General features: G+C 45.0%; 26 protein-coding genes. 1 reads left to right on the top strand and 25 read right to left on the bottom strand.

Annotated features, from left to right (window positions below):
* From tatB to hisB, 11 genes are read right to left on the bottom strand one after another with little or no spacing between them, the layout of a single operon-like run.
* Complete coding sequence (tatB, locus tag ABWP14_RS05515) at positions 1-477, bottom strand: Sec-independent protein translocase protein TatB (RefSeq protein ID WP_353201977.1); 477 nt, start codon at positions 475-477, stop codon at positions 1-3.
* A gap of 37 nt (positions 478-514) precedes the next feature.
* Complete coding sequence (tatA, locus tag ABWP14_RS05510; RefSeq protein ID WP_353201976.1) at positions 515-748, bottom strand: Sec-independent protein translocase subunit TatA; 234 nt, start codon at positions 746-748, stop codon at positions 515-517.
* Between the two features lie 16 nt (positions 749-764).
* Entirely contained in the window at positions 765-1,121 is a 357-nt protein-coding gene (locus ABWP14_RS05505) for a histidine triad nucleotide-binding protein (protein WP_353201975.1), read from the bottom strand.
* 3 nt (positions 1,122-1,124) lie between these two features.
* Entirely contained in the window at positions 1,125-1,526 is a 402-nt protein-coding gene (locus tag ABWP14_RS05500; RefSeq protein ID WP_353201974.1) for a phosphoribosyl-ATP diphosphatase, read from the bottom strand.
* A 15-nt stretch (positions 1,527-1,541) separates the two neighbouring features.
* Positions 1,542-1,925 (bottom strand): type II toxin-antitoxin system VapC family toxin, encoded by a 384-nt coding sequence (locus ABWP14_RS05495; protein ID WP_353201973.1) that lies wholly within the window; start codon positions 1,923-1,925, stop codon positions 1,542-1,544.
* Between the two features lie 5 nt (positions 1,926-1,930).
* A complete protein-coding gene (locus ABWP14_RS05490; protein ID WP_353201972.1) occupies positions 1,931-2,191 on the bottom strand; it encodes an antitoxin in 261 nt (86 codons plus the stop codon).
* Positions 2,192-2,247: 56 nt separating this feature from the next.
* Positions 2,248-2,643, bottom strand: coding sequence for a phosphoribosyl-AMP cyclohydrolase (gene hisI, locus ABWP14_RS05485; protein WP_353201971.1), 396 nt, complete (start codon positions 2,641-2,643; stop codon positions 2,248-2,250).
* 21 nt (positions 2,644-2,664) lie between these two features.
* Positions 2,665-3,423: an imidazole glycerol phosphate synthase subunit HisF gene (gene hisF / locus ABWP14_RS05480; protein WP_353201970.1), complete on the bottom strand. Its 759-nt coding sequence runs from the start codon at positions 3,421-3,423 to the stop codon at positions 2,665-2,667.
* Positions 3,423-4,184 (bottom strand): 1-(5-phosphoribosyl)-5-[(5-phosphoribosylamino)methylideneamino]imidazole-4-carboxamide isomerase, encoded by a 762-nt coding sequence (gene hisA / locus ABWP14_RS05475; RefSeq protein WP_353201969.1) that lies wholly within the window; start codon positions 4,182-4,184, stop codon positions 3,423-3,425. The genes hisF and hisA overlap by 1 nt, the downstream gene beginning before the upstream one ends.
* A gap of 20 nt (positions 4,185-4,204) precedes the next feature.
* A complete protein-coding gene (gene hisH / locus ABWP14_RS05470; protein WP_353201968.1) occupies positions 4,205-4,864 on the bottom strand; it encodes an imidazole glycerol phosphate synthase subunit HisH in 660 nt (219 codons plus the stop codon).
* A gap of 51 nt (positions 4,865-4,915) precedes the next feature.
* The gene (gene hisB / locus ABWP14_RS05465; RefSeq protein ID WP_353201967.1) at positions 4,916-5,503 is read right to left on the bottom strand and encodes an imidazoleglycerol-phosphate dehydratase HisB; all 588 of its coding nucleotides are present in this window, start codon (positions 5,501-5,503) and stop codon (positions 4,916-4,918) included.
* A gap of 116 nt (positions 5,504-5,619) precedes the next feature.
* On the opposite strand from hisB, the gene hisC reads away from it, so the two are divergent.
* Positions 5,620-6,687, top strand: coding sequence for a histidinol-phosphate transaminase (gene hisC / locus ABWP14_RS05460; RefSeq protein WP_353201966.1), 1,068 nt, complete (start codon positions 5,620-5,622; stop codon positions 6,685-6,687).
* Positions 6,688-6,712: 25 nt separating this feature from the next.
* Here hisC and hisD read toward each other — a convergent pair whose 3' ends face one another.
* From hisD to ABWP14_RS05390, 14 genes are all read right to left on the bottom strand, one after another.
* Positions 6,713-7,984: a histidinol dehydrogenase gene (gene hisD / locus ABWP14_RS05455; RefSeq protein WP_502930147.1), complete on the bottom strand. Its 1,272-nt coding sequence runs from the start codon at positions 7,982-7,984 to the stop codon at positions 6,713-6,715.
* A 65-nt stretch (positions 7,985-8,049) separates the two neighbouring features.
* Positions 8,050-8,676 (bottom strand): ATP phosphoribosyltransferase, encoded by a 627-nt coding sequence (gene hisG, locus ABWP14_RS05450; RefSeq protein WP_353201964.1) that lies wholly within the window; start codon positions 8,674-8,676, stop codon positions 8,050-8,052.
* Positions 8,677-8,696: 20 nt separating this feature from the next.
* A complete protein-coding gene (gene murA, locus ABWP14_RS05445) occupies positions 8,697-9,971 on the bottom strand; it encodes a UDP-N-acetylglucosamine 1-carboxyvinyltransferase (RefSeq protein WP_353201963.1) in 1,275 nt (424 codons plus the stop codon).
* Positions 9,972-10,021: 50 nt separating this feature from the next.
* Positions 10,022-10,270: a BolA family protein gene (locus tag ABWP14_RS05440; protein ID WP_353201962.1), complete on the bottom strand. Its 249-nt coding sequence runs from the start codon at positions 10,268-10,270 to the stop codon at positions 10,022-10,024.
* An 11-nt stretch (positions 10,271-10,281) separates the two neighbouring features.
* Positions 10,282-11,070 carry an ABC transporter permease gene (locus tag ABWP14_RS05435; protein WP_353201961.1) on the bottom strand — a complete coding sequence of 263 codons (789 nt, stop codon included), beginning with the start codon at positions 11,068-11,070 and terminating at the stop codon, positions 10,282-10,284.
* Positions 11,067-11,819, bottom strand: a complete 753-nt coding sequence (locus ABWP14_RS05430; protein ID WP_353201960.1) for an ABC transporter ATP-binding protein — start codon at positions 11,817-11,819, stop codon at positions 11,067-11,069. Before ABWP14_RS05430 ends, ABWP14_RS05435 begins: the two co-directional genes overlap by 4 nt.
* A 4-nt stretch (positions 11,820-11,823) precedes the next feature.
* Complete coding sequence (locus ABWP14_RS05425; RefSeq protein ID WP_353201959.1) at positions 11,824-12,081, bottom strand: STAS domain-containing protein; 258 nt, start codon at positions 12,079-12,081, stop codon at positions 11,824-11,826.
* 25 nt (positions 12,082-12,106) lie between these two features.
* Positions 12,107-12,739, bottom strand: coding sequence for an MlaC/ttg2D family ABC transporter substrate-binding protein (locus ABWP14_RS05420; protein WP_353201958.1), 633 nt, complete (start codon positions 12,737-12,739; stop codon positions 12,107-12,109).
* 63 nt (positions 12,740-12,802) lie between these two features.
* Entirely contained in the window at positions 12,803-13,519 is a 717-nt protein-coding gene (locus ABWP14_RS05415; protein ID WP_353201957.1) for an MlaA family lipoprotein, read from the bottom strand.
* Between the two features lie 29 nt (positions 13,520-13,548).
* Entirely contained in the window at positions 13,549-14,031 is a 483-nt protein-coding gene (mlaD, locus tag ABWP14_RS05410) for an outer membrane lipid asymmetry maintenance protein MlaD (RefSeq protein ID WP_353201956.1), read from the bottom strand.
* 21 nt (positions 14,032-14,052) lie between these two features.
* The gene (mlaE, locus tag ABWP14_RS05405; RefSeq protein ID WP_353201955.1) at positions 14,053-14,850 is read right to left on the bottom strand and encodes a lipid asymmetry maintenance ABC transporter permease subunit MlaE; all 798 of its coding nucleotides are present in this window, start codon (positions 14,848-14,850) and stop codon (positions 14,053-14,055) included.
* Complete coding sequence (locus ABWP14_RS05400; protein ID WP_353201954.1) at positions 14,850-15,701, bottom strand: ABC transporter ATP-binding protein; 852 nt, start codon at positions 15,699-15,701, stop codon at positions 14,850-14,852. The genes mlaE and ABWP14_RS05400 overlap by 1 nt, the downstream gene beginning before the upstream one ends.
* Before the next feature lie 9 nt (positions 15,702-15,710).
* On the bottom strand, positions 15,711-17,174 hold the full coding sequence (locus tag ABWP14_RS05395) for a glutamate synthase subunit beta (RefSeq protein WP_353201953.1): 1,464 nt from the start codon (positions 17,172-17,174) through the stop codon (positions 15,711-15,713).
* A gap of 38 nt (positions 17,175-17,212) precedes the next feature.
* The gene (locus tag ABWP14_RS05390) at positions 17,213-21,958 is read right to left on the bottom strand and encodes a glutamate synthase-related protein (protein WP_353201952.1); all 4,746 of its coding nucleotides are present in this window, start codon (positions 21,956-21,958) and stop codon (positions 17,213-17,215) included.
* Positions 21,959-22,040: the final 82 nt, after the last annotated feature.

Raw genomic sequence — 22,040 nt, 5'->3', positions numbered from 1 at the left:
TTATTTGCCTGCGCTGTGATGAAAGCGCTTCATTCTGGCGGCACCAGATTGCACACGCGTCCGAATTCCGGCTGAGCGCTTAAACCAAACTGGTCTAGCCGCCCGTCGAACGCCCCAACTACTCCGACCTTGACGCTTCGTTTTACGCAAAACTTCTTGTTCATCCGGGGGGAGCTTTTCAAAACTAGTTTCAAAAATATCGGCTTGGTCGCTCAAATTAGCGCTCGCCTCTTGAACAGTTGAATTAATGCTGTCTTCAACATCTTTGAAGGCAGATGTAGTTTCTTCTCGAAGTTTTTTAAATTCTTCAATCTCCATCTGGCGATTGACTTCCGATTTGACATCGGCCATATAGCGCTGAGCACGCCCAAATAGATTGCCGACCATGCGAGCGACTTTAGGCAAGCGCTCTGGACCAATCACTACTAATGCTACTACTGCAATGAGCGCAAGTTTTGAAACTCCAAGATCAATCATTTATCAACCGCATGAATTTCTATCTGCGCTGTAGCGATTATTTATTTACATCTTTAGCGTGAACATCAACTGTTTTGTCCGCAGTTGCAGCCGTTTGCTGCAGTTGCTCTCCAGTTTGCTCTTTGGACTCTTCAGATGTCTTCATGCCATCTTTGAAGCCTTTCACAGCGCCGCCCAAGTCTTGGCCCATATTCCGTAATTTTTTGGTGCCAAACACCAACATCACGATGACCAACACAATTAACCAATGCCAAATACTAAATGAACCCATTTTTAATCTCCTTGGATTATTTTTTCCAGGGGCGGGGACCGCCCATCACATGTAAATGCAAGTGATAAACCTCCTGCCCACCATCCGCACCATTATTCACCATCAATCTAAAGCCACCATCCCTTCCGGGACGACAGCCTTGCTCTTTGGCAAGACGGGGTGCTAATTCCATCATTCTACCTAGCAAAGGGCTATCTATGCTTTCTGCAGACTCTAACATAGGGATATGTTTTTTAGGAATGATCAAAAAATGCACTGGCGCTGCTGGGTTAATGTCCTTAAAAGCATAGATTTCCTCATCCTCATACACCTTTTGAGATGGGATCAAGCCTTGAGAAATCTTGCAAAATAGGCAATTTGGATCGTTTGACATAGCTTATTCCTTGCCAGAGGCTTTTCTAGCTGCCTTTTCCTCAATTCCCGAGGTGCCTAAACGACGGTCTAACTCTTTAATAACATCCTCAGGACGCAAATTAAATTGTGACAAGGCAATCAGACAGTGGAACCAAAGATCAGCCATCTCCCCTACCAAGAGCTTTTTCTGCTCTGGCGCTAGGTTAGAGCTGCGCACATCTTTAGCTGCCATGACAGCCTCAGTAGCCTCTTCCCCGATCTTTTTCAAGATGCCGTCATCACCCTTCGAAAAGAGCAAAGCAGTATAAGAATTTTTAGGATCCGACTGGCCCGCCTTAAATGCATCTCGACGCTGGTCCACCACATCGGCCAAATGGGCAAATGCTGAATCTAAATTAGAAGGTTTATTGATCTTTTCTGTCATGACTTTTTTAAATAGCTAGGTCCAATCTACAACTTTCAGCTTCTTAACCCTTTTAAAAGCTTGATCATTTGATACTAAAGTTGCGCCGATCGAAAATGCATGAGCAGCTATCTGCATATCAAGAGGCCCTAGGCTATCACCCTTAGATTCTAGCTCTGCTCTCAAGTTACCATAATGATCAGCCACATCGCTTCCCCAAGCTAAGACCTCAACTCTTCTTAAAAATTCATTGACTACTTTATGAAGATTGATGGCATCCGGCTTACGGGCCAGGCCATAACGTAGCTCAGCCTCAGAAATCACAGATAAGCATAAACTATCCATTGGAAGACTGGTAATTCTTTTACTAACGCTAGGGTGCCGCCTAAGAAAATGACTTACCGTATTGGTATCAAGCATGTATCTCATTCATCAACCCCGTCCAAAGGATCGCGGGTTTGATTTCCTTGTTTACGATCTTTAGGACTTAAGAAGTCTTTTGGAATCTCAGTATCTTTAAGCGCAAGGAAAAAATCATCCCAACTATCTGGTTTACGAGAAAGAATCAGATCGCCAGTGGATGGGTCACGCCTAATAAATACTTCCCTTTCCTCAAAGCGAAATTCGGCAGGCAAGCGCACTGCCTGACTACGACCATTCATAAAAATTTTTGCTGTTTGACCCATGATGAGCACCTTTTGGTATATACCAAAGTATATACCATATATATCTAGGGATGAAGTCAGTCCTTAGATATTTTGACCCAATAAGCTTGCTTGCTATCCCACTGCATGAAGAAACAGCTATGTTCTCCAGTGTGACAAGCAATGCCATCTTTTTGCTCCACCATCAGTAATAGGGTATCGCCGTCACAATCTAAACGAATTTCTTTGACTTTTTGAGTGTGCCCGGACTCTTCGCCCTTGTGCCACAGTTTTTGTCTTGAACGAGTCCAATACACTGCTTCACCCAAACGTATCGTTTCTAGCAAGGCATCGCGATTCATCCAAGCCATCATCAAAATATCTTTACTTCCAACTTCTTGAGCGATGACTGGCACAAGGCCCTGCTCATTCCAAGCAATGGCATCTAGCCAAGGGCCTGGCTGAAGTGTTTCAATGGGAGTAAATGAGCTCATAGATCTACTGTACAGCGAATCTTAAATGCGAACTGGAATTCCTTGGACAGCCATATATTCCTTTGCCTCTTGAACTGTGTATTCACCATAATGAAAGATGCTCGCTGCTAAAACTGCATCGGCATGACCTTTAGTAATGCCATCGACTAAATGCTGTAAATTTCCAACGCCGCCTGAGGCAATTACGGGAATACTGACAGCATCACTCACGGCCGCAGTCAAAGCCAAATCAAAACCATCTTTGCTGCCATCCCGATTCATGCTGGTTAATAAAATCTCACCAGCACCACGCTGAGCAACCTCTTTAGCCCACTCCACGACATCTCTACCGGTGGCAGTGCGCCCACCATGAGTAAATACTTCCCAATGACCAGCATCAGTTTGTTTTGCATCAATCGCCACCACAATGCATTGCGATCCATAATAGGCTGCTGCATCTGTCACTAAATCGGGGCTTGCTACTGCAGAAGAATTCATACTCACTTTATCTGCGCCTGCATTGAGCAAACGACGCACATCAGCTACTGTGCGAACACCGCCGCCTACAGTCAGCGGGATAAATACTTGAGAAGCCACATCTTCAATGATGTGCAAAATTAAATCTCGCCCATCAGAAGTAGCTGTGATATCAAGGAAGGTGAGCTCATCCGCACCTTGTGTGTCATAACGCTTGGCAATTTCAACAGGGTCGCCAGCATCTCGAAGGCCAACAAAGTTGACGCCCTTTACCACACGCCCTGCAGTGACATCAAGGCAAGGAATAATTCTTTTGCTTAGCACTAGAGAATTTTCTTTGCGTATTTGAGAGTTAACTCATCAGCATATTTTTGAGCAATAGCAAGATCTAGATCACCAGAATAAATTGAGCGGCCTGCAATAACGCCCATTACACCCTCTTCTTCCGCCTTGCACAGCGCTTCGATGTCTTGATTATTTGAGAGTCCCCCGCTAGCAATCACTGGAATACGAATTGCTTGAGCCAACTTCAGTGTGGCATCAATATTGACGCCCTTGAGCATGCCATCTCGCCCAATATCGGTGTAAATAATGGCTTCCACGCCCCAGTCTTCAAACTTTTTAGCTAAGTCGATCACTTCATGTCCAGTAATCTTGCTCCAGCCATCCGTTGCGACCTTACCATCACGAGCATCCAATCCAACCATCACATGGCCTGGGAATGCAGTACAGGCATCCTGAACAAAACCCGGATTTTTTACTGCAGCGGTACCAATGATGACGGTGCTGATACCGTCATCTAATAAACGTTCAATCGTTTCTAAATCACGAATACCGCCACCAAGTTGCACAGGGATTTCATCACCCACTGCTCTTAATATTGATTTGATAGCGGACTCATTTTTGAGCTTACCTGCAAAGGCGCCATTGAGATCAACTAGATGCAAACGGCGCGCCCCTTTACTAATCCAATGTGCCGCCATAGCAGCAGGGTCTTCAGAAAATACCGTAGCTTTGTCCATATCACCTTGTTCTAGTCGAACGCAGTGGCCGTCTTTAAGATCAATTGCAGGGATGAGCAGCATAGTAAGATGTTAGAAAATAATTAAGGTTGCCAAGAAACAAAATTTTGATAAAGCTTTAATCCGTATTCTGCACTTTTTTCTGGATGAAATTGTGTAGCAAAAATATTATCGCGTGCGACTGCAGATGTAAACCAATTCCCATATTCTGTAGAGCCGGCAGAATCTTCTTTGCGCTGCGGCACAACATAGTAGCTATGGACAAAGTAAAAGCTGCTGAAGTCTGGAATGCCGGCCCAAAGCGGGTGCTGACAATCCTGGCGAACCTGGTTCCAGCCCATATGAGGAACCTTATAGGCTGAGCCATCGGCTTGTTTTTGACCCGCTAGGTCAAAGCGACGCACCTCACCCGGAATGAGTCCCAAACATGAAGTCCAATGCCCTTGATTGGGGCGTACTTCAGCACTTTTATCAAAAAGCATTTGTTCGCCAACGCAAACTCCCAGCAATGGCTTACTTTTAGATGTCTCTAATAATGCCTCTAATAGACCAGACTCCTCGAGATGTTTCATGCAATCGGGCATAGCGCCTTGACCAGGCAGGACCACGCGAGTTGCTGATCGAATTTCTTCAGGCGTATGTGCTATCAGGACATTGTCATCAGGAGCTACATGATGAAAGGCCTGATAAACAGAACGTAGGTTACCCATTCCGTAATCGACGATCGCAATGGTTTGCGCCAAAGTTAGCCTATTGTCTGCTGTTGTCTACTGGGCAACTAAGGAGTATCTAAATTAGAGACTGCCTTTTGTTGATGGAACAACACCAGATGCTCGTGGGTCAATAGCAAGAGCCATGCGCAAAGCGCGGCCAAATGCCTTGAACACGGTTTCAATCTGATGGTGCGCGTTAATGCCGCGCAAATTATCGATATGCAAAGTCACGCCTGCATGATTTACGAAACCACGGAAGAACTCAATGCTGAGGTCTACGTCAAAATCACCCACGCGAGAGCGGGTAAAAGGTACATTAAATTCCAAACCGGGACGGCCTGAAAAATCAATCACCACACGAGATAGAGTTTCATCCAAGGGAACATAAGAATGTCCATAGCGAGTAATGCCGGCCTTATCACCTACCGCCTGCGCAAAAGCTTGGCCCAGGGTAATGCCAACATCCTCAACGGTGTGGTGGTCATCAATATGGGTATCACCCTTAGCTACAACCTTAATATCTATCATGCCATGACGGGCAATCTGATCTAGCATATGGTCTAGAAAAGGAACTCCGGAGGCCAATTCAGCCTTACCAGTGCCATCCAAGTTAATGGCAATTTGAATTTTGGTTTCCGAAGTATTTCGGGTAACGTCGGCTTGCCGCATGCTTCATTGCGCCGTGAGGCGAAGTGTTGATTGAAGCCTCATAATATCATTCCTAGCAGACTTATAAATGTAGAAATTGCCTTACTTTCATTCTGATTACTGACCTGAGTACCCCCATGAGCCGTTTTTGGAGCCCCATCGTTCAAACTTTAACCCCTTATGTTCCAGGGGAGCAGCCGCAAATGCAGCGGCTAGTGAAGCTCAATACGAATGAAAGCCCTTATGGACCCTCCCCCAAGGCTCTTGCAGCTATCAGCAATCAGAATAATGACGATTTGCGTCTATACCCAGATCCCGAAGGAGTTGCACTTAAAAAGGCAATTGCCAAGTTACATGGCTTAAATCCAAACCAAGTATTTTTAGGTAATGGCTCTGATGAAGTATTGGCTCATGTGTTTGCTGGCCTTCTCAAGCAAAGTAGCCCTGTGTATTTTCCAGACATCACTTATAGCTTTTATCCGGTCTACTGCAAACTTTTTGGTATTGATTACCAAACCATTGCATTAGGACCTGATTTTGAAATCGACCTCACTCATTACAAAACCCCCAACGGCGGAATTATTTTTCCTAATCCAAATGCACCAACAGGTAGATCAGTTACCCGTGCAGAAATTGAAAAGCTACTTGCTCGTAATTCTGACTCTGTCCTCGTAGTTGATGAGGCCTATGTAGACTATGGAACCGAATCTTGTATTCCTCTATTGCAAGGTGACAACTGCCCAGAAAATCTATTGGTAGTGCACACACTATCTAAATCACGTGCACTTGCAGGACTGCGGGTTGGATTTGCAGTAGGACACCCTGCGCTCATTGAAGGCTTAGAGCGTATCAAAAATAGCTTTAACTCTTACCCTCTAGGGTGTTTAGCGCAAGCTGGAGCTCTAGCAGCAATTGAAGATCAAGCACATTTAGAAGCAATGTCTGCCAAAGTCATCCAAACGCGAGAAAAATTGCTTACTCAATTGAGTGCATTGGGTTTTGAGACGCTGCCATCTACTGCAAACTTTATATTTACTCGCCATCCTCAGCACGCTGGAGCTAAGCTATATCAAGCGTTGCGCGATCATGGCATTATCGTGCGCCACTTTAAGTCTCCACGTATCGAAGAATTTTTGCGCATTACGATTGGTACTAATGAGCAAAGCGCTGAATTAGTAAGCGCTTTACAAGAAATTCTATCGTAAGTTTTTTTCGAGCTCTTAAATTTATTTATTTTTTGAGTCGCATCTCAGCGGCACGAGCATGAGCCTGCAAACCCTCACCATGAGCGAGGGTGCTAGCAACTGCACCTAGAGTTTGCGCACCAGCTTCACTCACCTCAATCATGCTCGAGCGCTTAATGAAGTCATAAACGCCTAAGGGTGAGGAGAATCGTGCTGTGCGAGCCGTTGGTAATACGTGATTGGGCCCTGCACAATAATCGCCAAGTGATTCACTGGTGTAGTTGCCCATAAAAATAGCCCCTGCATGACGTATCTGCTCTGCCCATTTACGTGGGTCAGTTGCGCAAATTTCTAAATGCTCAGCAGCTATGGCGTTTGCGATTTCGCAAGCTTCAGTCATATCTTTAACTTGTATCAATAAAGCGCGATTCGATAAAGAAGCTTCTATGACTTTAGCTCTTGGCATTTCAGGGAGCAGCCTATCTATACTGGCTTGCACTTTTTCAATAAATGCGGCATCTGGACACAGCAAAATCGATTGAGCTTGCTCATCATGCTCTGCTTGGGAGAACAGGTCTATTGCAACCCAATCTGGATTACTAGAGCCGTCACACAGAACCAAAATTTCTGATGGGCCAGCAATCATATCGATACCAACAATTCCAAATACTCTGCGTTTAGCTGCAGCCACATAGGCATTTCCTGGGCCGACAATCTTATCTACCGAAGGAATAGTCTGAGTTCCATAGGCTAAAGCAGCAACAGCTTGAGCCCCACCAATCGTAAAGACTCGATCAACACCTGCTAAATAAGCGGCAGCGAGTACTAACGGGTTGCGCGCACCATCCGGCGTAGGAACCACCATGATTATTTTACTAACTCCAGCCACTTTTGCTGGAATCGCATTCATCAAGACTGATGATGGATATGCAGCCTTACCGCCTGGAACATAAATACCAACACGATCTAAGGCTGTTACTTTTTGGCCAAGTCGGGTGCCATCAGACTCTTCATACTCCCAAGAGTGACAGCCCGCCTCAATCTTTTGTCTCTCGTGATAAGCACGTACTCTTTGTGCTGCAGTATCTAAGGCATTTTTTTGTTCTGTGGGCAAAGCTTGATAAGCCTGCTCTAAGTCCTTACGAGCAATTTCTAGTTCGGAGACGCTAGCAACATTCAAACGATCAAACTGTTTGGTAAAACCCAGAACTGCTTCATCCCCTTTGGATTTCACTGCCGCAAGAATCTTCAGCACTGCAGCATCTATAGCTTCGTCATCAGCCGTTGGTAGTGAAAGACTCGATAATAGGGAATCCATAAAGCCTTTTTCTAGGCTGTTTAGACGCTTGACTTTAATAGGAGTGGAAGACATGTAAATCGAGCTTACTTGAGCAAGTCAAAAATAGGCTGAAGTTGCGCGCGCTTACGTTTATAGGAAGCTTGATTAACCACCAAACGAGCACTAATGTCAGCAATTGGCTCTACTTCTACCAAACCATTTGCGCGTAAGGTATTGCCTGTGGATACTAAATCTACAATCGCATCAGCCAAGCCAACCAATGGCGCCAATTCCATCGAGCCATATAGTTGAATCGTATCAATATGGACACCTTTGTTAGCAAAATGCTCTCTTGCGCAGTTGACATACTTTGTCGCCACCTTCAAACGAGAACCTTGCTTAACGGCAGCAGCATAATCAAATCCCTCTCGCACTGCAACTGACATGCGGCATTTAGCGATGTCTAAATCAAAAGGTACATATAGCCCAGCCGTACCTTTTTCCATCAGCACATCTAAACCTGCGACCCCAAAGTCTGCGCCACCAAATTGCACATAGGTTGGTACATCAGATGCGCGCACAATAATTAAACGAATATCAGAGTTAGAGGTATCAATAATGAGTTTGCGGGACTTTTCAGGATCTTCAAGCGGCACAATACCTACCTTAGATAAGATCTGTGCGGTTTCTTCAAAGATGCGCCCTTTGGATAGGGCTAGAGTCAATTTCATGGACTAATTATCCACTAGGCTTACTTAATGCGCTGAATATTGGCCCCCAAGCCAGTCAATTTTTGCTCCATACGGTCATAACCACGATCTAAGTGGTAAATCCGATCCACCTGAGTTTCGCCTTGGGCTGCTAAACCAGCAATCACCAAACTTGCAGAAGCCCGTAAATCAGTGGCCATCACAATTGCCCCAGAGAGTTTTTCTTCGCCTTGGACTATTGCAGTATTGCCCTCAATCGCAATATCGGCGCCCAAGCGATTGAGTTCTTGAACGTGCATAAAGCGATTCTCAAAAATAGTTTCAGTAATGGTAGAGCTACCACTTGCAATTGCATTCACAGCCATTAACTGAGCCTGCATATCTGTCGGAAAAGCAGGGTATTCAGAGGTCCGAAAGCTTACTGCTTTAGGTCTACCCTTCATCGAAGCCTTAATCCAGTCTGAGCCTACTTCCATTATTAAGCCAGCATCCTTCAACTTTACAAGCACTGCATCTAAAGTATTTGGTCGGCAGTTTTTTACTAACACTTCTCCGCCTGCAGCTGCAACAGCACATAAAAAGGTTCCTGCCTCAATACGATCAGGAATCACCGCATGCTCGGCGCCATGGAGTTTTTCAACGCCTTCAATGATTAATTTGTCGCTACCAATTCCAGAAATCTTTGCGCCCATCTTCACCAATAACTCAGCTAAGTCACCCACTTCTGGTTCGCGTGCAGCATTCTCCAAAACAGTCGTTCCCGTTGCCAGAGTTGCCGCCATCAATAGGTTTTCTGTCCCGGTAACGGTAATCATGTCAGTCAAAATAGATGCGCCCTTTAAGCGCTCAAGTGGTGACTTAATCTCTGCTTGTATATATCCGCTCTTGATCTTGATCGCGGCTCCCATCGCTTTTAAGCCCTTAATGTGCTGATCAACTGGACGTGCACCAATCGCACAGCCGCCAGGCAAAGACACTTTCGCGCTATGCATTCTGGCTAAAAGTGGGCCCAATACCAAGATAGAAGCACGCATGGTTTTGACCATCTCATAGGTTGCTTCTGAGCTCTTGATAATGGAGGCATTTAAGACTAGATAACTGCGGTCACCTGCATCAGGAAAGCTCGCAGTAACGCCAATTTCTTGTAGAAGCTTTAGCATGGTGCGCACATCTTGTAAGTCAGGTACATTGCGCAAAATAATCGGCTGGTCTGTTAAAAGGCAAGCGCAAAGAATCGGGAGTGCAGCATTTTTAGCGCCAGCAATAGTCACCTCACCCTTGAGTGGTGTGCCGCCAACCATTCTTAATTTATCCATGAAACGATTCCAGTAAAAACTGTTTAGTTTGTTTAAGCACTACAGCAATGTTATGCGGCTGAATTCTGCGCAAACTCTTGTGGAGTAAAGGCCTTAATCGACAAAGCATGAACTTCAGCTTTCATCCGATCCCCCATTGCCGCATACACTAATTGATGCCGCTGAATCAAACGTTTACCTTCAAACTGCGGACTCACAATGGTTGCAAAAAAATGCTGGCCGTCACCCTCTACTTGTATGTGGGTACAGTCAATTCCTTGCTTGATATAGCCCTCAATTTGCTCGGGGGTTGGAAACATCTGATTCTCCTTTAATGTCTGAGCTTATAGCCCTTTTGAAGCATACGTAAAGCAATCACTGAAACTACCACAAAGAAAGAGCTCACAATCGCGAAGCTGGTCCAAGGGGAAATGTCTGAAACCCCAAAAAAGCCATACCGAAATCCATCAATCATGTAGAAAAATGGATTGAAATGTGACACCACTTGCCAGGCTGGTGGAAGCGAGTGAATGGAATAAAAAACGCCTGAGAGCATGGTGGCAGGCATGATGAAGAAATTCTGAAAAGCGGCTAACTGATCATATTTATCTGACCAAATACCAGCAATCAAACCCAAGCTTCCTAAAATTGCAGCGCCCAAAAATGCAAAAATCAAAATCCATAAGGGGTATTCAAGGCTTGGTAAACCATACCAAGCAGTCATTAATAAAACACCGAGACCCACCACAATGCCACGAAATACAGCAGCTAAAATATATGCTGCATAAAACTCAAAGTGGCTTAATGGGGCAAGCAATACAAATACTAAATTACCAGTTACCTTTGATTGAATCAAAGATGAGGAGGTATTTGAAAATGCATTTTGTAGTACCGTCATCATGACCAGACCCGGAATTAAAAATGCGGTGTAACTTAAGCGCCCATAAATTTCTTTGCCTTCAAGCACATGACCAAAAATCATGAGGTATAGGATTGCGGTGAGCACGGGTGCGGCTACCGTCTGAAAGGCCACCTTATAAAAACGCATGATCTCTTTGCGTAATAAAGTTGGAAAGCCACTACCGTATTCCAATACAGGCTTATTGAGGGCAGTTTTCATAGAAAACCCCCCGACATAATATTGACAAAGACATCCTCTAAATCTGTCTTACCCTCTCCGTCTTTTTTAACTGAGCCATAACGAGTTAACAAATTAGCAGTGGTATCTAGAGCAACAATCTTTCCTTGCTTGAGCATGGCGATTCTTTCACATAGGGCCTCAGCTTCTTCTAGATAGTGGGTAGTTAAAACGATCGTATGACCATCTTGGTTTAGTCTGCTAATAAATTGCCATAGAGATTGACGCAACTCAACATCAACACCAGCCGTTGGCTCATCTAAAATAATCACTGGCGGTCTATGTACCAATGCCTGAGCCACTAATACTCGACGCTTCATGCCGCCTGATAAAGCGCGCATATTGCTATCGGCCTTATTGGTAAGATCAAGATTGGCGATAATTTCATCAATCCAAGCATCATTATTGCAAATCCCAAAATATCCCGACTGAAAGCGTAAAGTCTCGCGCACTGTGAAAAAAGGGTCAAAGACTAATTCTTGGGGAACAACTCCCAGCATTCGCCTTGCATCACGAAAATTCCTTTGCACATCTGCACCCATAATGGCAGCATGTCCTTGGTCGGGCCTGACTAGGCCAGCCAAAATAGAAATCAAAGTGGTCTTACCTGCGCCATTAGGGCCAAGCAAACCAAAAAACTCGCCTGGCTCAATCACTAAAGAAACATCATCTAGCGCTTTAAGTGCCCCATAGTTTTTAGTAATATTTTTAATCGATATGGCTGAATGCATGCCGTTACAAGCCTAGCAAGGCAGATACACCATATACGTTAGCCAATACTTTTAATTTTTCAGGGGGGTGCTCTACTACAAGAGATTGGCCATTGGCTTGCAATGTTTTTTGCCATGACAATAAAACCGTAAGCACAGTTGAGTCAAAGTCTTTCAATGCAGAACAATCAACCCTTCTCAATTCAGAAAGATTAGATAGACCCTTTTGTTGAAGGTGCATGACATTTTCTTGTGTCACTTCCTGGGGTAAGCAAAACGGCATTGTTTTAATTTCTATCTAAATTAGCTTACTTAGTAGTAGCCAGTTGCTTGTTACGATCTTGCAAAAATTTCACCAAACCATCAATACCATTCTGACCAATCTGATTTGTAAATTGATTGCGGTATGCTTCGACCAACCAAGCGCCCATGATATTCATGTCATAGACCTTCCAGCCGGCAGTACTTTTTTCCAGGCGGTAATCTAAGGAGATAGGATCACCACGACCTACCACGACCGTTCTCACCACAACTTCTTTATCATCGGGAGCAGCTCGTAAGGCCTTAAATTGGACGGTCTGATCGCGCAGCTGACTCAATGCTCCAGAATAAGTCCGCATTAACAAGGTTTTAAATTCCGCCGTCAGAATAGCTTGCTGTTCTGGGGTGGCTTTTTTCCAATTGGGGCCCATTGCCATTTCAGTAGTACGGCGCATATCAGTAAAAGGGACAATTTTCTTTTCTACCAACTCCATTACCTTGGGGATATTACCTTTTTGTATGTCGGGATCAGCCTTAACTGAAGCCATGACGTCTGACACCACCATCTTGATCAATACGTCAGGAGGAGTATTTTGATCAGGTACTTGTGCAAAAACCACCCCAGATATGAGGAATACACCTGTAGCAAGCCATCTTGATATTATTTTGTTACTTTTCATGTGCTTTGGTCCCATCAACTCTAAATAAACTTGGAGTAATTTTAGCCCCTTAAGCAATATTACTTATTCGTAAGGGTTTTCATAAGGCGGCATGAGTGGCTCTTCATCATTACGACCCTCATTAATCTGATACTCACGACGCTGAAGATAGGCGTCTCGGATGAAGCTATATTTATCAAGAGCAGCGCCATCTAATAAATCGCCCGCTTCGTAAAAGGTATTACGAGCATTAATAACACGCAGACCCGTAATACTATTTCGGAGCCCGACATCTGGGATGTACTTAAATAAGTAATCTGTCTCCAAATCTGCCGCAGTACCAAAAGTGTCTCGAATAGTACTCGGACCAAAAAATGGCAGCACTAGATAAGGACCCGAAGGCACTCCCCATACTCCAAATGTTTGACCCCAATCCTCTTTATGCTTTGGAAGTCCACCTGGTGTTGCAACATCCATGAGACCGCCAAGTCCAAAGAGTGTATTCACAGCCACTCGCATCAAATCGTTAAACGCTAAGTCCGGCTTGCCTTGTAATAAGTTTTGCAGGGCAGTGTAAATATCACTGTAATTACTAAAAAAGTTATAGATTCCATCTCGCACAATCTCTGGCAAGATAAATCGATAGGCCGCAACAATCGGCTTTAGAAGATACTTATCTAAGCCTTCATTAAATTCAAATACTGAACGATTAAAGGGCTCCCAAGGGTCGCGAGCAGAAGGTTCTACGCCAGCAGGAATAGAGGCGCAACCCACAAATAAGCAGGTCATGCTCAGCAACATTAAGCGCTTAAATCTGCTCGCCCACAAAATCACTTTGCTGCACCTTTGTCTTGACCACCATCAGCAGCCTTGTTGTAAAGGAGCTGACTGATTAAATTTTCTAATACCACAGCAGATTGAGTTTGACTCAGCTTTCCGCCATCTGCCAACATATCATCAGAGCCGCCAGCCTCTAAGCCAACGTACTGCTCACCCAATAAACCAGAGGTCAAAATTTTGGCTGCAGAATCTTTTGGAAACTTATAAGAATCCTCTATAGTCATTACAACTGTGGCTTGATAAGTTTTATCATCAAAGGAAATATTGGCAATGCGGCCAACAACCACCCCAGCACTCTTGACTGGGGCACGTGGTTTTAGGCCTCCAATATTGTCAAATCGCGCAGAAATTTTATAAGTTGGGGCAAAAGAAACGGCATTCATATTGCCTACTTTTAACGCCAAGAAGAACGCGGCCAGCAAACCAATGGCAACGAACAGCCCGACCCAAACATCAATTACACTTTTTCTCATAAGAACCTCAGTTTATTCTTTCTAATTTGAGAACATCATTGCGGTGAGCAAGAAATCCAATGCCAAAACTGCCAATGATGAAATTACGACCGTACGGGTTGTTGCTTGTGAAACACCCTCTGGTGTTGGCCGAGCCTCATACCCTTGATAAAGGGCGATGAATGTGACCGCCACACCAAAAACAATACTTTTAATGAGACCGTTTCCAATGTCAGCAAATAAATCTACTCCGCCTTGCATTTGTGACCAAAACGCTCCAGAATCAACGCCAATTAAGGGCACGCCAACAAAGTAACCGCCCATCACGCCGACCGCAGTAAAAATCGTAGCCAAAATTGGCATAGAAATAATCCCAGCCCACAGTCTTGGAGAAATAACACGCGCCAAGGGATCAACTGCCATCATCTCCATCGCACTTAACTGTTCGCCGGCCTTCATTAATCCAATCTCAGCGGTCAAAGACGTTCCTGCACGGCCTGCAAACAATAAAGCAGTAATCACGGGGCCTAGCTCACGAGTCAATGACAAAGCAACTAATAAGCCTAAAGCCTGCTCAGAGCCATAACGATTTAAGGTGTAGTAGCCCTGTAATCCCAAAACAAAACCAACGAATAAACCCGAGACTGCAATGATGACAAAGGAATGGTTACCAACGAATAAAATTTGATCTACTACTAAACGAGGTCTTTTCAGCAGAAACCCTGAACGTAAAATGACTGCGCAAAATAAACGTGCAGCATGACCGAGGTTACTGATGTTACGGCGAACAAAAAATCCTAAGTCGCCTAAGAGGTCAATCACTATAGACAATGCTGACATCAGGCCCTCACACCAAAATCTTCGGCCAAGCCTTGGCCAGGATAATGAAAGGGTACGGGACCGTCTGGCGCAGCGTCTAAAAACTGTCTTACAAAAGGATCCTCAGAACGGCTGAGCTCTTCAGGCGTACCTTCGGCCCCAATTCGGCCATTCGCAATAAAGTACACAAAGTCGGCGATTTCAAATGTTTCTTCAACATCATGGGTCACTAGTAAGCTAGTTGCACCAAGCGCATTATTCAAATCACGTATTAATCGGGCAGTAATGCCAAGTGATATCGGATCCAAACCAGCGAATGGCTCGTCGTACATGATGAGCGGAGGATCTAATGCAATTGCCCTAGCGAGTGCAACGCGTCTTGCCATGCCTCCAGAAATTTGTGAGGGCATTAAATCACGAGCACCGCGTAAACCAACTGCATTCAGTTTCATGAGTACTAAAGAGCGTAATAACTCTTCACTCAAGTTTGTATGTTCACGCAGAGGAAAAGCCACATTCTCAAAAACGCTGAGGTCTGTAAACAATGCGCCAAACTGAAATAACATTCCCATTCGACGACGAGCAACCATGAGCTCATCGGAATTCATCTTGCCAATATCATGGCCCTCAAATAAGACCTGACCAGATTGAGCAGAGTATTGACCACCAATTAAACGCAAAATAGTCGTCTTGCCACAACCGGAACCCCCCATGACTGCAACGACTCGTCCGCGACGAAACTCCATATTGAGTCCCGATAAAATTTGACGCTCACCAGGAGCATAAGAAAAGTCGACGTCCTTAATTGCAACGATGACTTCGCCAGCGGCTTTTTTTACTTCATCGAAAGAGGGTAAATGACGACTTTTCATATCCCCTTATTATCGAGGTAAAACAGATGACCCCATTAAATACAGGTCTACTGCTTGCGCGCATTGGCGACCCTCTCGAATCGCCCAAACGACTAAGGATTGTCCGCGGCGCATATCACCTGCAGCAAATACCTTGGGAACATTGGTTTGATAAGCATTTTGACCCTCTACAGTGGCTTTTGCGTTACCGCGAGCATCCTTTTCAACACCAAAAGCTTTTAATACTTGCTGAACTGGGGATACAAAACCCATTGCCAAAAGAACTAGATCGGCCTTGATCTCAAATTCAGAATTAGGCACCTCTGACATTTTTCCGTCTTTCCACTCCAAGCGCACTCCAATGAGCTTCTCGACTTTGCCATTTTTACCCTCAAAACGCTTAGTTCCCACTGACCAGTCACGCTCGCAACCCTCCTCATGAGATGAGGAGATGCGTAACTTCGTTGGCCAATAGGGCCAAACTAAGGGCTTATTCTCTTCTTCTGGTGGCTGTGGCAATAGTTCAAACTGAGTAACCTGTTTAGCGCCATGACGATTAGATGTGCCAACACAATCGGACCCAGTATCGCCACCACCGATAACAACTACATGTTTATCGCTTGCGCGAATTTCGTTTTTAAAGTCCCCTGCATTTTCTTTATTCTGGGGAATCAAAAATTCCAACGCATAGTGAACACCGGCTAGCTCACGACCGGGCACAGGCAAATCACGTGGCTGCTCAGCGCCGCCAGTAATGACAACTGCATCAAAATCTTTCATCAACTGATCAGGAGAAATCGTCTTGGTAGCATAGTTTTTAACTTCTACACCAATCGATTCTTTGCCAATAAATACACCTGTTTCAAATTTCACACCTTCGGCTTGCATTTGCTCTACACGACGATCAATCAGCCATTTTTCCATTTTAAAATCAGGAATGCCGTAACGCAGAAGACCGCCTACACGATCATTCTTTTCAAATACAGTCACGTCATGACCAACACGTGCCAATTGCTGAGCTGAGGCCATACCAGCTGGGCCGCCGCCAACAATCGCTACTTTTTTGCCAGTCTTGACTTTAGATGGCTGGGGTTTAACCCAACCATTTTCCCAGCCCTTATCGATAATCGCATGCTCAATTGACTTAATGCCAACCGGTGCACGGTTAATACCCAAAGTACATGCAGATTCACATGGTGCTGGGCAAATACGACCCGTGAACTCTGGGAAGTTATTAGTAGATTGCAAAACTTCTAAAGCATTCTTCCAGTCATTATGGAAAACCAAATCATTGAAATCTGGAATGATGTTATTGACTGGGCAGCCATTGTTACAAAATGGAATACCGCAGTCCATACAACGCGCGCCTTGAACCTTGGCTTCTTCATCCGTTAAAGCAACGATAAATTCCTTGTAATGATGGAGGCGTTTAGCGGGCGCTTCGTATGTTTCATCGACGCGCTCAAACTCCATAAATCCAGTGACCTTACCCATATCTAATCCTTAGTATCTTTTCTTAATATCTGCACTCATTAAGCAGCAACCGTTTTCTTCTGTGACTTTTCCCACAATTCGCCCAAAGCGCGTTTGTACTCAGTTGGAAGTACTTTCGTAAAACGAGTGCGGGCGTTTTGCCAGTCGGCCAACAGGGCCTTGGCGCGCTCTGATCCGGTGTAACGGAAATGACGCTCAATCAAGCCCTTTAAAATTTGCTCATCGGTTATACGCTCGCCACCGTCTTTAACATCAATAGGAGCATGCCAATCGGACTGAGGAATCTTCGCGACCTGCTCAGCAGAAGGCAATACTTTTTCTAAAGTTGCCATACTGGTATTGCAACGCTGATCAAACATACCGTCTTCGTCATAAACATAAGCAATACCGCCACTCATGCCCGCAGCAAAATTACGGCCGGTTGTGCCAAGCACCACTACAGTTCCGCCGGTCATATATTCACAACCATGGTCACCAGTACCTTCTACCACCGTAGTAGCGCCTGAATTACGAACTGCAAAACGCTCTCCCGCAACACCATTAAAGAAGGCTTCACCAGCTATTGCACCGTACAGCACAGTATTTCCAACAATAATATTTTTAGCGGTGTCTCCACGGAATTCATGTGGAGCACGCACAATGACACGGCCCCCAGATAGGCCCTTACCAACATAGTCATTACCATCGCCAACCAAGTCCAAAGTAATGCCATGCGCCAAGAAAGCTGCGAAGCTTTGGCCAGCCGTGCCATTTAATTGAATGTGAATTGTGTCGTCAGGCAAGCCTGCATGACCATAGCGTTGTGCAACTTCACCAGAAAGCATTGCGCCAACGGTACGATTGACGTTCTTCACCGGAACAATGAAAGAAACTTTCTCGCCACGCTCTAAAGCAGGCTCGCTCTTCTCGATCAAAATGTTATCAAGTGCGCTATCTAAACCATGATCCTGTGTAAGGACTTGGTAACGTGGCACATCAGCTGCCACCTGCGGTTCAGCAAAGATCTTGCTGAAATCTAAGCCATGTACTTTCCAGTTATCAATACCTTTACGAGTATCTAAGAAATCAACACGGCCAATCAAGTCATCAAACTTACGAATACCGAGCTGCGCCATGATCTCGCGGGCTTCTTCTGCAACAAAGAAGAAGAAATTCACCACATGCTCTGGCTTTCCAGAGAACTTCTTCCGTAACTCTGGATCTTGAGTGGCAACACCTACAGGACAGGTATTTAAATGACACTTGCGCATCATGATGCAACCCTCAACCACTAATGGAGCGGTCGCAAAACCAAACTCATCAGCGCCTAACAATGCGCCAATCACGACATCGCGCCCTGTTTTCATCTGACCATCAGCCTGAACTCGGATGCGGCTTCGAAGTCCATTGAGAACCAAGGTTTGCTGTGTTTCAGCTAAACCTAATTCCCAAGGCGAACCAGCATGTTTTATTGAAGAGAGTGGGGAGGCGCCAGTACCGCCATCATGACCAGCAATGACCACGTGATCCGCTTTTGCTTTGGCAACACCGGCAGCAACTGTTCCAACACCCACTTCAGATACCAACTTCACAGAAACATCTGCTTTTGGATTGACGTTCTTCAAATCATGAATCAACTGAGCGATATCTTCAATCGAGTAAATATCATGATGTGGTGGTGGAGAAATCAATCCAACTCCTGGCACAGAAAAACGCAATTTACCAATATAGTCAGAAACTTTTCCTCCTGGCAACTGACCGCCCTCACCAGGTTTAGCGCCTTGTGCCATCTTGATCTGAATCTGATCAGCTGAACGCAAATATTCAGTAGTGACCCCAAATCGGCCAGAAGCCACTTGTTTAATTTTTGAACGCAAGGAGTCGCCGTCTAACAATGGAATATTCGCTTCAACTACATCGCTACCCAAAATGCTTGCAAGGGTCTCGCCCTTCTTGATTGGGATACCTTTGAGCTCATTGATATAACGGTTTGGATCTTCGCCTCCCTCACCAGTATTGGACTTACCCCCAATGCGGTTCATCGCAATTGCTAAGGTAGCATGCGCCTCGGTAGAGATCGAACCTAAAGACATCGCGCCCGTTGCAAAACGTTTTACGATTTCTTTTGCAGATTCGACTTCATCAAGCGGAATAGCTTTTGCTGGATCAATCTTGAACTCAAACAAACCACGTAAGGTCATTTGACGCTTAGTTTGATCATTAATGATATTGGCGTACTCTTTATAAGTCTGATAACCCTTCTCTGCACCAATCCGAGTAGAGTGCTGTAATTTGGCAATCGTATCTGGTGTCCACATATGATTTTCACCACGAATACGATATGCATATTCACCGCCAGCATCGAGCATATTGTTTAATACAGGATCATTACCAAACGCAGCGGTATGCATACGCAAAGCTTCTTCAGCTACCTCAAACACACCGATTCCACCTACATTAGATGGGGTGCCTTTGAAATACTGATCAATGATGTCGTGATTTAAGCCAATGGCTTCAAAAATCTGAGAGCCGGTATAAGACATGTAAGTAGAAATGCCCATTTTGGACATCACTTTTTGTAAGCCCTTACCAACCGCTTTAATGAAATTCTTAACTGCTTTTTCAGGAGCTAAATCGCCAGATAGTCCTTTCGCCATTTCAGCTAAAGTTTCCATTGCGAGATATGGATGAACTGCTTCGGCACCATAGCCAGCCAAGAGTGCAAAGTGATGTGTCTCACGAGCACTACCAGTTTCAACCACAAGGCCCACGCTAGTCCGCAATCCTTTTTGTACTAGATGTTGATGAATTGCCGAGGTAGCTAACAATGCAGGAATTGCCACGTGCTTCTCATCTACCTGACGATCGCTCACGATCAAGATGTTGTAACCAGAACGAACAGTATCAGCAGCCTCTGCACATAAGGAAGCAAGGCGAGCTTCAATTCCAGCCTTACCCCATGAAGCTGGATAGCAAATATCGAGCTCGTATGAACGGAACTTACCATTGGTGTAGTGACCAATGTGACGGATCTTAGTGATGTCATCAAAATCCAAAATTGGCTGACTTACTTCTAGCCGCATTGGAGGATTGATGTTGTTGGTATCAAGTAAATTGGGTTTAGGCCCAATGAATGACACCAAAGACATCACCATGTTTTCACGAATAGAGTCAATCGGAGGATTGGTCACTTGCGCAAATAATTGCTTAAAGTAGTTATATAAAGGCTTGTTCTTATTTGAGAGCACCGCCAATGGACTATCGTTACCCATCGAGCCAATAGCCTCTTCACCACTCATTGCCATTGGTGCCATTAGGTACTTAATGTCCTCTTGGGTATAACCAAAAGCTTGCTGGCGATCTAACAATTTTGCAGCTGGACGGATCGTCGTTTTTTCATCGATTAAATCGACTTTGCTTGCATCTACTTCATCGAGCTTCACTCGAACAGCATCAATCCAGCTCTTGTATGGCTTTGCTTTTGAAACAGCGTTCTTTAGCTCAACGTCATCAATGATGCGCCCTTGCTCCATATCAATCATGAACATCTTGCCTGGTTGAAGACGCCACTTTTGAATAATTTTGCTTTCAGGAATGGGCAATACGCCTGCCTCGGATCCCATAATGACTAAGTCGTCCTCTGTTACGTAATAACGAGCGGGCCGTAAGCCATTACGATCAAGCGTTGCACCAATTTGACGACCATCAGTAAAGGCCATAGCGGCAGGGCCATCCCATGGCTCCATCATTGCTGCGTGATATTCATAGAAAGCACGGCGATTGTCATCCATTAATGCATGCTGTTCCCATGCCTCAGGAATCATCATCATCATGGCCTGTGCCAATGGATAACCAGCCATTACTAATAACTCTAAGCAATTATCAAAACAAGCTGTATCAGACTGGCCTGGATAAATTAATGGCCATAATTTTTTTAAATCCTCGCCCAATACTGGAGAGCTGATGGCCCCTTCGCGAGCATTGACCCAGTTCACATTACCCTTAACAGTATTGATCTCGCCGTTATGCGCAATCATGCGATAGGGATGCGCTAGCTCCCATGCAGGGAAGGTGTTGGTTGAAAAACGTTGGTGTACCAAGGCCAGCGCAGACACAGTCCGTGGATCTTGTAAATCTTGGTAATAGGCACCAACTTGGTTTGCCAACAGCAAGCCTTTGTAAACAATAGTGCGCGCGGACATGGAAGCCACAAAATATTCTTTGCCATGCTTCAAGTGCAAATCCTGAATAGCGTGACTTGCTGTTTTACGAATCACATACAGCTTACGTTCTAGTGCATCCGTTGTCATGATGTCACGGCCACGACCAATAAAAATTTGGCGGATGACAGGTTCAGTCATTCGTACTGTCGGTGACATCGGGAGCTCGACGTCAATGGGAACATCTCTCCAACCTAAAACAACCTGTCCTTCTAAGCGGACTGTGCGCTCTAATTCTTGTTCACAAGCTAAACGTGAGGCATGCTCTTTTGGCAAGAAAATCATACCAACGCCATATTCACCTAATGGCGGCAAAGCAACTCCTTGCTTGGCCATTTCTTCGCGATATAGCGTATCGGGAATCTGAATCAAAATACCTGCACCATCACCCATCAGCGGGTCTGCACCAACCGCACCACGGTGATCTAGATTCTCAAGAATCTTCAAACCCTGAGAAACGATCTCGTGGGATTTCTTACCCTTGATGTGCGCAACAAATCCTACGCCACAGGCATCATGCTCATTTTGTGGGTCATACAGACCGTGAGCGCTTGGGCGAAGATTGATAATTGTTTGTGTGGTCATAGTATTTCCGAGGGACGACAAAGTCCTGATTACTTTTGGAGGATCAAATATAGGTGAATACCCATGCCAATGCAATATAAAT

The organism is Polynucleobacter sp. (genome assembly GCF_040400325.1).
In the GTDB taxonomy this organism is placed as follows: domain Bacteria; phylum Pseudomonadota; class Gammaproteobacteria; order Burkholderiales; family Burkholderiaceae; genus Polynucleobacter.
The sequence above is the reverse complement of the archived record's forward strand: the minus strand, read 5'-3'. Positions and strand labels throughout refer to the sequence as shown.

Bases quoted from the DNA above. Each gene is read 5' to 3' on its own strand.
- tatB (WP_353201977.1), bottom strand. From the start codon at position 477: ATGATTGATCTTGGAGTTTCAAAACTTGCGCTCATTGCAGTAGTAGCA.
- tatA (WP_353201976.1), bottom strand. From the start codon at position 748: ATGGGTTCATTTAGTATTTGGCATTGGTTAATTGTGTTGGTCATCGTG.
- ABWP14_RS05505 (WP_353201975.1), bottom strand. From the start codon at position 1,121: ATGTCAAACGATCCAAATTGCCTATTTTGCAAGATTTCTCAAGGCTTG.
- ABWP14_RS05500 (WP_353201974.1), bottom strand. From the start codon at position 1,526: ATGACAGAAAAGATCAATAAACCTTCTAATTTAGATTCAGCATTTGCC.
- ABWP14_RS05495 (WP_353201973.1), bottom strand. From the start codon at position 1,925: ATGCTTGATACCAATACGGTAAGTCATTTTCTTAGGCGGCACCCTAGC.
- ABWP14_RS05490 (WP_353201972.1), bottom strand. From the start codon at position 2,191: ATGGGTCAAACAGCAAAAATTTTTATGAATGGTCGTAGTCAGGCAGTG.
- hisI (WP_353201971.1), bottom strand. From the start codon at position 2,643: ATGAGCTCATTTACTCCCATTGAAACACTTCAGCCAGGCCCTTGGCTA.
- hisA (WP_353201969.1), bottom strand. From the start codon at position 4,184: ATGCTGCTCATCCCTGCAATTGATCTTAAAGACGGCCACTGCGTTCGA.
- hisB (WP_353201967.1), bottom strand. From the start codon at position 5,503: ATGCGGCAAGCCGACGTTACCCGAAATACTTCGGAAACCAAAATTCAA.
- hisC (WP_353201966.1), top strand. From the start codon at position 5,620: ATGAGCCGTTTTTGGAGCCCCATCGTTCAAACTTTAACCCCTTATGTT.
- hisD (WP_502930147.1), bottom strand. From the start codon at position 7,984: ATGGATTCCCTATTATCGAGTCTTTCACTACCAACGGCTGATGACGAA.
- hisG (WP_353201964.1), bottom strand. From the start codon at position 8,676: ATGAAATTGACTCTAGCCCTATCCAAAGGGCGCATCTTTGAAGAAACC.
- murA (WP_353201963.1), bottom strand. From the start codon at position 9,971: ATGGATAAATTAAGAATGGTTGGCGGCACACCACTCAAGGGTGAGGTG.
- ABWP14_RS05440 (WP_353201962.1), bottom strand. From the start codon at position 10,270: ATGTTTCCAACCCCCGAGCAAATTGAGGGCTATATCAAGCAAGGAATT.
- ABWP14_RS05435 (WP_353201961.1), bottom strand. From the start codon at position 11,070: ATGAAAACTGCCCTCAATAAGCCTGTATTGGAATACGGTAGTGGCTTT.
- ABWP14_RS05430 (WP_353201960.1), bottom strand. From the start codon at position 11,819: ATGCATTCAGCCATATCGATTAAAAATATTACTAAAAACTATGGGGCA.
- ABWP14_RS05425 (WP_353201959.1), bottom strand. From the start codon at position 12,081: ATGCCGTTTTGCTTACCCCAGGAAGTGACACAAGAAAATGTCATGCAC.
- ABWP14_RS05420 (WP_353201958.1), bottom strand. From the start codon at position 12,739: ATGAAAAGTAACAAAATAATATCAAGATGGCTTGCTACAGGTGTATTC.
- ABWP14_RS05415 (WP_353201957.1), bottom strand. From the start codon at position 13,519: ATGTTGCTGAGCATGACCTGCTTATTTGTGGGTTGCGCCTCTATTCCT.
- mlaD (WP_353201956.1), bottom strand. From the start codon at position 14,031: ATGAGAAAAAGTGTAATTGATGTTTGGGTCGGGCTGTTCGTTGCCATT.
- mlaE (WP_353201955.1), bottom strand. From the start codon at position 14,850: ATGTCAGCATTGTCTATAGTGATTGACCTCTTAGGCGACTTAGGATTT.
- ABWP14_RS05400 (WP_353201954.1), bottom strand. From the start codon at position 15,701: ATGAAAAGTCGTCATTTACCCTCTTTCGATGAAGTAAAAAAAGCCGCT.
- ABWP14_RS05395 (WP_353201953.1), bottom strand. From the start codon at position 17,174: ATGGGTAAGGTCACTGGATTTATGGAGTTTGAGCGCGTCGATGAAACA.
- ABWP14_RS05390 (WP_353201952.1), bottom strand. From the start codon at position 21,958: ATGACCACACAAACAATTATCAATCTTCGCCCAAGCGCTCACGGTCTG.